Genomic DNA, 10,967 nt, shown 5'->3' with positions numbered 1-10,967 from the left:
ACTGCCGAGCATGTCCAGTTTGTGCAAGATGAGCTCAATGACACTCCGCGAATCGTGCTGGGTGGGTGCACTCCTCGTGAGATACTGATGAAAACACTCAATGGTGCATTCACAGCTTGACACCGCCCTGGATGTCAGTGATGTTCATTAGTGTTGACCTGGGAAGTTCGCCAAAAGGGGTTCGCAGGGGAGGCAGGCAGCTGGCCTAGCCAGTGGCCACGCGTATCCCGAGATCTTGGCACACATCGGCAAGCTTCTTATAGTCTGCAATGCTCAGGCGACATTGGCTGAGAACTAGGCAATTCAACCGTGCTTCTCGCAGCAGATCAGCTAGCCCGTCCAAGTTTCGCGGGATCGGATGGTAATTAATGCCTGCAGCGAGGGCCGCGTAGAGCTCTGCGAGGTTGGTGGCCGGGCGGGCGTCGATAAGCAATGTCTTATTCGGCATCGGGGATCTCACAGAAACTCTCGTAGTGGTTGTCGGTGTAGTACCACACGTCGGGGTCGGTTTTGCTGCCGCCGCCGGTGATGATGCGGCGTTCGCCGCGGTGATTCAGGCCTGGGGTGTCCACCGTGTACTCACGGTAATAATTGCGGTCTTGTCTGGGAAGGACGCCTTCGTAGTTTCCGAATCGGACGCCGTCATTGTCCGGATACTTCGGTTGCTTGCCGGCCACAATGCCCTCAATGACGGGGTCAACCTGGTCCGGCAGCGTATCCACGGGGCATTGGCCCGCTGTTTCCGAGGCTGCCTTCTTAGCCGGAGTTTTCGGGGCTGCAGGCTTAGGAGCTTGGGAAGCCTTCGCAGTGGGGGTGGCGGTGGGTTGTGTGGCAGATTTCGTGCCACCGCCGTCGCCGAGATCAAGTCCGAAGAACGCGGCAGCTAGGACGACGAGCGCGCCGCCGATGCCCGCTAGTGCTTTGGGTTTAGATGCCATGAGGATCATCTTCTCATGAACCCACTATGGTAGTAAGCATGGCTAAAGGCAGGATCCCGGAGAGCGACATTCAAGCTATCCGCGAACGCACACCTATCGAGGAAATCGTTGGGGAATACGTGCAGCTCAAACCTGCCGGGGCAGATTCTCTGAAGGGGCTATCACCTTTCAAGGATGAGAAAACTCCGTCTTTCCACGTGCGCCCAAACCGTGGTTACTTCCACTGCTTCTCTTCGGGGGAGGGCGGTGACGTGTTCTCATTCCTGATGAAGATGGAGCACATTACCTTTCCCGAGGCGGTGGAAATTTGCGCTGACAAGATCGGGTATCACATCAACTACGAGGGCGGCGGTCCGGGACGTCGAGAAGAGCCGGGCACTCGCCAGCGCTTGGTCCTGGCGAACCGTCACGCCCACGAGTTTTACCGGACCCAGCTGGAAACACCAGAAGCGGCACCAGCACGTGAATTCCTGGCGCAGCGTGGTTTTGCGGCAGAGCATGCGCATCAGTTCGGCTGCGGATATGCGCCGGCCGGCTGGGACACCATGACCAAACACATGCTCCGCAAGGATTTTACCTTTGAGGAACTTGAGGCTGCCGGGCTGTCCAAAATGGGGCGACGCGGGCCGATTGACCAGTTCCACCGGAGGCTGCTGTGGCCGATCAAGAACCTGGCCGGAGATGTGATCGGCTTCGGAGCCCGCAAGCTTTTCGACGACGATAACCTCGGCAAGTACATGAACACCAAGGACACCTTGCTGTACAACAAGTCCAAGGTGCTCTTTGGTCTTGACCTCGCCAAGAAGCAGATTGCAGCCAGACACCAGGCCGTTGTCGTGGAAGGCTATACCGATGTGATGGCAATGCACGCGGCTGGCATCACCACTGCGGTGGCCTCCTGTGGCACCGCTTTCGGCGAGGAGCACCTCCAGATGCTGCGTCGACTGATGCTCGATGACAATTACTTCCGCGGAGAGTTGATTTACACCTTCGATGGTGACGAGGCAGGGCAAAAGGCCGCCATGCGTGCCTTCGAAGGCGATCAGCAGTTCACCGGGCAGTCTTTCGTTGCCGTTGCGCCAGAGGGCATGGATCCTTGCGACCTCCGACTTGCACGGGGAGAAGCCGCAGTGCGGGAACTGGTGGCGTCGCGGATCCCAATGTTCGAGTTTGTGCTGCGCGCGATCATCGCTGAATTTGCTCTCGACACGGTGGAAGGCCGACTCCAAGCGCTGCGCCGTGCGGTTCCCGTGGTCGCGGACATTCGCGACGAGACCCTGCGCAATGAATATGCCCGACAACTAGCAGGCTGGGTGGGATGGGCAGAACCAATGGATGTGGTTCGGCAAGTGCGCGATGCGGTTTCTAACCCGAAACCCAAAAAAGAGCTGCGCCGGATGCGCCGCGATATGCCGGCCGCTGTGGCACCTGAACCGGCTCGGCCATTACCGAACCCGCGAGATCCTTCGCTGTGGCCAGAGCGTGAATCACTGAAGCTGGCGTTGCAGTATCCGGCCTACGCTGGGGACTACTTCGATGGGCTGTCTGAGAGTTCTTTCCGTAACGAGGCGTATCGCGAAATCAACGCAGCGATTGTTGCCGCGGGGGGAGCCGCTGCTGGGCTCGAGCTGGGAAGGGAATGGCTCCCAACGGTGGGCGAGCATCTTGATCTACTGCTGCGCTCCCTGCTCACCGAGCTAGCAGTTGAGCCGATCAATGTGGAGGAAGAACAGCTCGAAGCCTATACCGACAGCGTTCTTTCTAGGCTGCAAGAAGTCCGCGTCGGTAATCAGATTGCGCAACTCAAGGGGCAGCTGCAACGCATGCGCCCCTCAGACGATGAGGAAGCCTATAACTCACTCTTCGCTGATCTACTGGCGCTGGAACAGGCACGTAAAGAGCTGCTGCGCAGGGCGTTTAAGTAGCTCGAAATCGTGGGGTTAATCGTGGTCAGGTTCGAGCACTTGGCTGCCGTCGTCGCGACGCAAATTCTTGACCTCTTTCATGCGTGGCTCGGGGTCAAGTTTGTTTGCGATGGCGCGTCGGGTGGCCTTCATTGCAGCTTGAGAGGCTGGGGAGTTCACGGCTAGATCGTAGCCCTTCTTGATCTGCTCGAAGCGTCGGCGACCAGCCTTAGTTCCGAGGACATAGCCAGCGGCTGCACCAACAACTAATTGGATCATGGGGGTTATCGCACCTCTTTGCTCGACGACGGTAGATCTCTACTTTAGCGTCATAATGATTGTTTTGCCGTTATGCGGCTAGCGATGGCCCAGACGGAACAAACCGCCGGGCCCGTGATCGAAATCGCCACAGGCCCGGCGATCTTTTCCTAACTCGCTTTCATCGGCTATTTCTTGTGAGTTACTAACCTCACCATGAAGACGCCGATGGCCAGCGAACCGATTCCGAAGATGACATCGCCGGGAACCCGCAGCCAGCGTATGAATGTCAACACTGGCGTATAGAGGAACGCATCGCTGCGCGCGTACCACAGGCCGGTATCGATGGATGCCCATGCCTGCGCCAGACCAAGTGGCAAAAGGGAAAGGAAGGACATAGCTAGCAGGCCGCCGTTGAGCCCCCAAAAGCCCCACTTCAGCCACCGGTCATCCCACTGGGCGTTGGGCATGAGCGAGCGCACGCAGAACAGCATCAGGCCGATCCCGAGCATGCCGTATACGCCGAATAGGGCGGTGTGACCATGGAGTGGCGTGAGGTTCAATCCTTGGACGTAGAACAGTGCGATCGGCGGGTTGATGAGGAAACCAAAGACTCCGGCGCCGAGCATGTTCCAGAAGGATACTGAGACGAAGAAGTAGATCGCCCACTTGTAGCCTGCCACCCACGGCTGCAGCTTGAGCAGGTTGAGGTTGCGGAAGGCTTCCACACCGATTAGGGCAAGAGGGACAACCTCCAGGGCGCTAAATACAGCTCCGAGCGCCATGACGTGTGCCGGAGCGCCGGAGAAGTACAGGTGATGGGCTGTGCCGATGATGCCACCGGAGAGGAAGATTGTTGTGGAAACAATCACCGACGTCGTGGCAGCTGCGGGGCGCACCAGGCCGATTCGGGCGAAGAGGAATGCGATAACGGTAGTGGCGAAGACCTCAAAGAAGCCTTCCACCCAAAGGTGTACGACCCACCAGCGCCAGTATTCGGCGATGGACAGGTGCGTTTCATGATTCACGCCAAAGGCTGCGCCGTAGAAGCCAGCAATTGCTAGACAGCTCATGAGGAGCATTGCGGTCAGGGAACGTTGCGTGCCTGCCGCTAATGGGGCTTCCGGCGTAGGGGCGATTTTTCCTGGGGTGTTCTTGGCCTTGCGGATGGCAGGTGCCAGGGCGCGCCACATCAAAATGAACCACAGTGCGAGGCCAATGAAGAGGCCGATCTGGAATACGCGACCGAGATCCACGTATTCGTAGCCTTGAGTGCCCAGCCAGAAGTTAATCGGGTTGCCGTAGCCCATCTTTCCCATGATGGAGAGCCATTCGCCGGCCATGGATCCTAGGACAACGAGGAGGAGGGCCCCGAAGAGGACGTTGACGCCGAGCCGTTGGAACTTGGGTTCCTTGCCGCCAACTGCGGGGCCAACGTACAGGCCAGTGGCGAGCCATGCGGTGGCGATCCAGAAGATGCCAAGCTGGGTGTGCCAAGTTCGAACCACCGCGTACGGCAGGATCTTGTCAATCGGTATGCCGAACAGCGCGCCTCCCTCCACACCGTAGTGGGCGGCAATGATGCCACAGGCGATTTGCAACACAAACAGTAAGCCGACCACAAAGAAGTACTTGAGCGTAGCGCGCTGCGAAGGCGTTGGGTCGAAACCGACCAGTGGATCCTCTGCTGGAATGACATCCGGCGTTTCGTTTTCTTCTCCCTTCCAGCCTTGGTACCAAACGAGGCCACCAATGCCGGCAAGCAGCAGGATGAAGCTGATGATGCTCCACAGGATGTTGCTCGGCGGTGGCACGTTGTCAATCAACTGTTCGTGGGGCCAGTTCTGCGTGTAGGTGGCTTCGCTGTCTGGAGCGTTGGTGGAGGCGGCCCAGCTGGTCCACCAGAAGAAGGCCGCCATGTCCTGGGCAGCGCCCGCGTCCTTGATGGAGTCCTTGGGGATGGCGTAGTTCTCGTGCCCGGTGGTGAACAGGTCAGCGTAGTACTGCTTGTTCGCCTCGAATGCCTCGACGCGGGCGTCGGAAAGCACGATGGTGCCGGTCTCGGCGTTGTAGCCGTTGGTGCGCATGAGGGCCTTCAGGCGAGCCTTGAGTGCGGCTTGCTTTTCGACGTCCAGAGCATCGTAGCTATCGGCGCCTTCGGCCTGCGCCCACGTGTCCAGAATGTGGGTGGCCTCGCGGTGGAGCCAGTCTGCGGTCCAGTCGGGTGCCACGTAGGCTCCGTGGCCCCAAACCGAGCCGACCTGCTGGCCGCCGATGGACTGCCATACTTGCTGACCGTTGATGATCTGGTCGTGGGTGACGAGCACCTCGCCCTGAGAAGTCTCGACCTTTTCAGGGATTGGTGGCTTGTGGACGTTGATTTGCTGGCCCATCCACAGCAGTACCACGAAGGAAGCGATGATGACCGCGGCTAGTGCCGTCCACCATCGCTTGTCTCGTGGGGACATTCGCTGTGGGGCGTGCGTGGCTTCTTGTACTGCCATCGCCTGTGTCTCCAATCAAAAATGGGTGAGTGTTTTAACCATTCCATTAAAACATGAATCTCAAATACATCTTTAATTTGGTCGAGGGGAGGCGTGGCGATCATGATTTCGCGACCATGATCTTCAAGGTGGGGGTTGAATTTTTGGGGATCCGGCATAGGGGGGGATCCTGTAAATCATGATCGTGAAATCATGATCGTGGGGCGCGTTAGGGGTCACTTAGTGGGAACGCAAAAAGGCCCGCTGTTGCCAGCGGGCCTTTCTCTTGCTCCTCCAACTGGGCTCGAACCAGTGACCCTTCGATTAACAGTCGAATGCTCTGCCAACTGAGCTATGGAGGAATGCTTTGGTGTTGTTAGTTACTGTGTCCAGTTCCTTGCAACGAGTCATAACTATATAGCTGGCTCTTGTTTCAAATCAAATCGGCAGGTAGAACGGCTGTTTGGGGGCAATTTGTTATGGGTGGGTGGCCGCTGGATATACTGAGCTAGCTTCTTGTGAAGTTGGGGCTATAGCTCAGTCGGTTAGAGCCGTGGACTCATAATCCATTGGTCCCGGGTTCGAGCCCCGGTGGCCCCACCAAAGGACCAGGTTTCAGCCTGGTCCTTTTCTTTGTCTGGAAACGATAGACCGAATGGTCTAGATGTGTGCTTGCCAATTCGTAACTAGCAGCGTAATCTCCACTAAAATAGAAAATCTACTTTATAGACCAATATGTCTATTGTGAGCTAGGGAAGTACGCATGAATAAGCGTTTCGCCAGTTTTGGTGCACAGATTATCTACGGTCTGCTCGTCGGCCTCGTCCTCGGCTTCATTGCCCGAGAAATGGGGGAGGGGAGTTGGTTGACCACGGGGCTGGTAGAAGTTGGTGGCGCATATGTCAGCTTGCTGAAGGTGCTCATTCCGCCGCTCATTGTTACGGCGGTTGTGACGTCGATAGCCAACTTGCGCGAGGTAACCAACGCGGCGCGCCTTGCGTGGCAAACGATTCTTTGGTTCGCCATTACGGCTTTCGCTTCCGTGCTTGCAGGAATCGGGGTGGGATTGCTTGTGAATCCTGGCAAGAATTCCAGCATCGATCCCACCGTCGCGCAGGCGCCCAGCACCGTGGGGTCGTGGTGGGCCTTTCTGCAGGGGTTGGTGCCCAACAACATCATGGGGCTGACTGTTTCGCTGAAGGGAGATGCAGCGACCCCGGGGTTCAATGTGTTGCAACTGTTGCTGCTCTCCATTGCTTTCGGCATCGCTGCTGTGCAGGTGGGTAAGAAGGCGGAGCCCGTGCTCGAGTTTGCGGCATCATTACTCGAGATCGTGCAGAAGGTCTTGTGGTGGATTATCCGGCTCGCACCCATTGGTACCGCGGCCCTTATCGGCAAGGCAGTGGCTGTTTATGGCTGGGATGCGTTGGGCTCGCTCGGCAAGTTTGTGCTTGCCATCTACCTAGGCTTGGCCATTGTGATCGGCGTGATCTACCCGGTGGTGCTGAAGCTACATGGGATCGGTGTTATGCAGTTCTTCCGCAAGGTATGGCCCGTTACGAGCCTTGGTTTTGTCACTCGTTCCTCCATGGGGGTCATGCCGGTTACCCAGCGTGTCACGGAAGAGGGACTCGGTGTGCCTCGCTCGTACACTTCCTTTGCGGTGCCGCTCGGTGCGACCACCAAGATGGACGGCTGCGCATCGATCTACCCTGCGGTTGCCGCGATCTTTGTCTCGCAGTTCTATGGAATTCCGCTGAGCGTGACGGACTATGTGCTGATCGCATTCGTGTCCGTCATCGGGTCTGCCGCCACTGCTGGCACGACCGGTGCGACGGTCATGTTGACTCTGACGCTGTCCACCTTGGGGCTCCCCTTGGAGGGTGTGGGCTTGCTGCTTGCAGTCGAGCCGATCGTGGATATGGGGCGCACGGCGGTAAACGTCACGGGGCAGGCGTTGGTGCCGGTGGTCGTCGCAAAGCGGGAGCGAATCTGGGACCGGGGGATTTTCGCGTCCGCCGCGGCCCACGCGCAGTAAACTATTAGATCATGAACGTCTTTGAGGAACTCGCGCACTGGCCCGTCGATGACGTTGCGGCTGGAATGGTAGGCAGCAGTTCGGATACCTTCGGCGACATTGATCGAGTGTTTGAGCTGGCCAGTGTGACAAAACTCCTCTCGGCCTACGGGTTTCTCATCGCCTTGGAAGAAGGCATTTTCGAGCTGGACACTCCCATGTGGCCCGCCACCGTCGAGCATCTGCTGGCGCATGCCTCGGGGGTCGCCTTTGCCAAGCATGAAGTGGAACGGGCACCCGAGGATCGACGTATCTATTCTTCCGCGGGTTTTGAGATTCTGGCGGAGGGCGTCGAAAAGCTTGCGGAGATGCCCTTTGGCCAGTACCTCGAGGAAGCCGTGTTTCAGCCGCTCGGGATGACTAACACTGTGTTGCCAGCGTGGGCAGGGCATGGCGCAAAGTCTACGGTGCGCGACCTGCAGGTCTTCATTGCAGAGCTGTTGGAACCAAAGTTGATTCACGCCACTACGCTTAACGACGCCCTGAGCCCGCACTTCCCGGAACTATCGGGAATCGTCCCTGGGTATGGTCGCCAAGTGCCCTGCCCGTGGGGACTTGGGTTTGAACTCAAGGGGTCCAAGTCGCCGCATTGGACGGGGCCTACAATGCCTGCGGACATTGCTGGGCACTTCGGGCAATCGGGGACTTTCTTGTGGATTCATCCGAAGACAAACCAGGGATGCGTGGTGTTGACGAACCGCGTCTTCGGCGAGTGGGCCAAGCCCCTGTGGTCGGATTTCAATGAGAAGTTGTGGCTAACCCTGAACTAAAACTTCAATAAATGGGGGAGTCAAGCGGCACTTTAGGGTTGTCGCTGGTGTTTGTGGTGCGTAAGAATGCAGGTGTTGCACAACGCAGTTCAAGAGGCGCATCGAGTCCGTTGGGGAAGACGTTCTCGTCTTGGCTCGGCAGGAGAAGCCGAGTTACGCACCACATTCTTGAAGGCTAACTCCGTGACAACTTTTATGACTAGGGAAGCCGTCGCATGCACGGCTGTCCTCGCAATTGATGAACTCCCACGACGGCTTCGCCCCGTTGTGGAAGAGCTCATGGTTGACTGTATTCCAAGCCCGCCGGGGTTGGACATTCCAGGTGCCGACCCGCTGACAGTGGATTGGTTTACTCGCTGGGAACGCTCTGCCAGCAGCCCTGCCAAGGTGGGGACTCGCCAAGTGATCACTGGCCATTCCCACGAGATCGAAGATTTGGGCACTGCCTTGGAACAGTTGCGTCAAACCTGGGGATTTGAACTGCGCTTGAGTATCGTGGATTAGGAAGCGAGCTTGCTGTGAATGTACGTTACAGCGTCTCCAACAGTGTGGAAACTGGCGGCGGCTTCGTCATCAATGTGGACGCCAAAGGAATCTTCGGCGCGAACGGAAATTTCCACAATAGAGAGGGAGTCCACGGCAAGCTCACCCGCGATGTCGGAGTCCAAGGTGATTTCTTCTGGATCGTAGCCAGTGCTTTCAACGATGATGTCTCGAAACGCGGTGAAGATGCTCTGTGCATCCTGCTGTGATTCGGTCATGATGATCTCCTCTAGCCATAGAAATTGATTCCTCAAGAATACCCATAGAAAGCAGTACCCCATGGCAATGCCCCAGTTCTTGGCCCGGTTTGCGCGCGGCATCATACCCGCAAAATCTGATGTTCCTGGTTTGCAGGGACTCTGCGAACCCGGCAGCGTGCCTGTCAGCTGCACCCAGGTGGCCAGCTATGTGGCGGGACCAGAGCATCCGCGAGCCACCGTGGTGTTCGTACACGGCTTCACACTCGCTGCTGACTCCTACTTCCTGCAGGTCAAGCATTTGCTGGACAACCATCCTGAGGTAAGAAGCGTGCTCATGGACTTGCGGGGGCACGGCAAGACAGGGGAAGTACCACCAGAGCAGTGCACTATCGACGGCGCAGCGGATGATGTCCTCGCTGTCATCGAGGCCTACGCGAAAACCGGCCCCATCATTTTGGTGGGGCATTCTCTCGGCGGGCACGTGGTACTTAACTTGATTAGGCGTTGCCAACCAGAGGTATATGAGCGGATTCACGGTGTGCTACTGATCGCGACCTCAATCGAATCTCTCTCCGCGCAAGGCTCGCCACGCCTGCTGACCACCAAGCTGGCAGATAAGGTCTTTAACGCCATGGAGGATACCCCGGCTGAGGTGGATAAATTCCGGGGTGAAATTGCTAACCTACTTGCTCCAGCTCTGGCAGCGACCGTGTTTAAACGCCTCAGCACCCCGTACAACCTAGTGAAGTTCCACGCAGACATGATCAAGGAGACCCCACTTGCTACCTTCGTGGGGTACTTCGATGACCTGGAAACAAATTCCGAGGTGGGTGCTGCGGAGCGCCTCAGCACAATCCCTGGATTCGTGTTGGTCGGCGATGATGACCATGTGACACCGCTTTCCCAAAGCAATCGGATCATGGAGCTATGGACACGAGCGGAACTACGCAGCACGGATCGCTGCGGGCACATGCTCATCTTGGAGGATCCCGAGCTGGTCAACCAGGCCCTGGACGAGATCCTGGCCTAAAAGCTAAAGAAAACCACCCGCGGAGGCAGCTTTGAACTGGCCCCCGAAAGTTGGACTGGTTTAATTCTAGGCGGTTAGGGGTTCAAGGGTCTGGTTCCGGTAGTGCATCGGAGTCAGACCCTTGAGTCGTTTCTGGAGTCGTTCGTGGTTGTACCAGTAGATGTAGTCATCGATTGCCTTGTAGAACTCCCGCAGGCTGGTAAATGATTCACCGTGGTACATCTCAGTCTTTAAGTGCCCGAAGAGGTTTTCCATCACCGCATTGTCATAGCAGTTGCCTTTCCTTGACATTGACTGCACTCCACCGATGCTTGCGATGAGCCCACGCCAGCTGGAATGCTGGTACTGAAACCCTTGATCTGTATGTACAAGTAGTCCTTGCCCTGGTGACTGTTGTGCGATGGCGTCACGCAGAGACTGTGATGTCAAGGCTGTATTTGGTGAGGTAGATACGCTGTACGACAGGATTGACCGGTCATAGAGATCCATGATCGGCGACAGATAAACCTTGGTGCCAGCAACACGAAACTCCGTGATGTCACTGACCCACACCATGTTGGGTGTATCTGGTGTGAAGTGTCGATCCAGCACATTCTTCGCAATGTGACTGACCGTGTCTTTATACGAGTTGTACTTCTTCTTCATCCTGACCTTTGACTTCAACCCGAGCTGGTCCATGAGCTTGTAGACCAGCTTATGGTTAACGACCCATCCTGCCCGGCGCAGCTGGGCGTGCACCCGCCGGTAACCATAACGACGGTTCA

The 10,967-nt window shown here is 57.1% G+C and carries 11 protein-coding genes, 2 tRNA genes and 1 pseudogene; 7 read left to right on the top strand and 7 right to left on the bottom strand.

Features of this window, described 5'->3' with window-relative positions; all coding sequences use genetic code 11:
- A pseudogene (locus WG936_RS12025) lies at nt 1–120 on the top strand (IS30 family transposase); the annotation flags it as partial.
- A gap of 85 nt (nt 121–205) precedes the next feature.
- Here WG936_RS12025 and WG936_RS12020 read toward each other — a convergent pair.
- On the bottom strand, nt 206–448 hold the full coding sequence (locus WG936_RS12020; protein ID WP_339565224.1) for a hypothetical protein: 243 nt from the start codon (nt 446–448) through the stop codon (nt 206–208).
- Nucleotides 438–938: a ribonuclease domain-containing protein gene (locus WG936_RS12015; protein WP_339573040.1), complete on the bottom strand. Its 501-nt coding sequence runs from the start codon at nt 936–938 to the stop codon at nt 438–440. Before WG936_RS12015 ends, WG936_RS12020 begins: the two co-directional genes overlap by 11 nt.
- Before the next feature lie 38 nt (nt 939–976).
- Here WG936_RS12015 and dnaG point away from each other — a divergent pair, with 38 nt between their 5' ends.
- The gene (dnaG, locus tag WG936_RS12010; protein ID WP_339573039.1) at nt 977–2,863 is read left to right on the top strand and encodes a DNA primase; all 1,887 of its coding nucleotides are present in this window, start codon (nt 977–979) and stop codon (nt 2,861–2,863) included.
- A gap of 15 nt (nt 2,864–2,878) precedes the next feature.
- On the opposite strand, the gene WG936_RS12005 is transcribed toward dnaG, so the two are convergent.
- The 3 genes from WG936_RS12005 to WG936_RS11995 form a co-directional block, all read right to left on the bottom strand.
- A complete protein-coding gene (locus WG936_RS12005; protein WP_339565221.1) occupies nt 2,879–3,121 on the bottom strand; it encodes a hypothetical protein in 243 nt (80 codons plus the stop codon).
- Between the two features lie 167 nt (nt 3,122–3,288).
- Nucleotides 3,289–5,604 carry a nitric-oxide reductase large subunit gene (locus WG936_RS12000; protein ID WP_339573038.1) on the bottom strand — a complete coding sequence of 772 codons (2,316 nt, stop codon included), beginning with the start codon at nt 5,602–5,604 and terminating at the stop codon, nt 3,289–3,291.
- A 268-nt stretch (nt 5,605–5,872) separates the two neighbouring features.
- Nucleotides 5,873–5,945 (bottom strand) — tRNA-Asn (locus tag WG936_RS11995).
- Between the two features lie 164 nt (nt 5,946–6,109).
- On the opposite strand from WG936_RS11995, the gene WG936_RS11990 reads away from it, so the two are divergent.
- From WG936_RS11990 to WG936_RS11975, 4 genes are all read left to right on the top strand, one after another.
- Nucleotides 6,110–6,186, top strand: a tRNA-Ile gene (locus tag WG936_RS11990).
- 160 nt (nt 6,187–6,346) lie between these two features.
- Complete coding sequence (locus WG936_RS11985) at nt 6,347–7,621, top strand: dicarboxylate/amino acid:cation symporter (RefSeq protein WP_339573037.1); 1,275 nt, start codon at nt 6,347–6,349, stop codon at nt 7,619–7,621.
- A gap of 11 nt (nt 7,622–7,632) precedes the next feature.
- The gene (locus WG936_RS11980; protein WP_339565218.1) at nt 7,633–8,430 is read left to right on the top strand and encodes a serine hydrolase domain-containing protein; all 798 of its coding nucleotides are present in this window, start codon (nt 7,633–7,635) and stop codon (nt 8,428–8,430) included.
- A 183-nt stretch (nt 8,431–8,613) separates the two neighbouring features.
- Nucleotides 8,614–8,934, top strand: a complete 321-nt coding sequence (locus tag WG936_RS11975) for a hypothetical protein (RefSeq protein WP_339565217.1) — start codon at nt 8,614–8,616, stop codon at nt 8,932–8,934.
- On the opposite strand, the gene WG936_RS11970 is transcribed toward WG936_RS11975, so the two are convergent.
- The gene (locus tag WG936_RS11970; RefSeq protein ID WP_339573036.1) at nt 8,931–9,191 is read right to left on the bottom strand and encodes an acyl carrier protein; all 261 of its coding nucleotides are present in this window, start codon (nt 9,189–9,191) and stop codon (nt 8,931–8,933) included. The two genes, WG936_RS11975 and WG936_RS11970, sit on opposite strands and share 4 nt — an antisense overlap.
- 61 nt (nt 9,192–9,252) lie before the next feature.
- Here WG936_RS11970 and WG936_RS11965 point away from each other — a divergent pair, with 61 nt between their 5' ends.
- Nucleotides 9,253–10,203, top strand: a complete 951-nt coding sequence (locus tag WG936_RS11965; protein WP_339565215.1) for an alpha/beta fold hydrolase — start codon at nt 9,253–9,255, stop codon at nt 10,201–10,203.
- A gap of 66 nt (nt 10,204–10,269) precedes the next feature.
- On the opposite strand, the gene WG936_RS11960 is transcribed toward WG936_RS11965, so the two are convergent.
- The coding region (locus WG936_RS11960) for an IS3 family transposase (protein ID WP_339573035.1) at nt 10,270–10,967 on the bottom strand (698 nt) is incomplete at its 5' end.

The organism is Corynebacterium sp. H127 (genome assembly GCF_037482665.1).
Taxonomy (GTDB): domain Bacteria; phylum Actinomycetota; class Actinomycetes; order Mycobacteriales; family Mycobacteriaceae; genus Corynebacterium.
The sequence above is the reverse complement of the archived record's forward strand: the minus strand, read 5'-3'. Positions and strand labels throughout refer to the sequence as shown.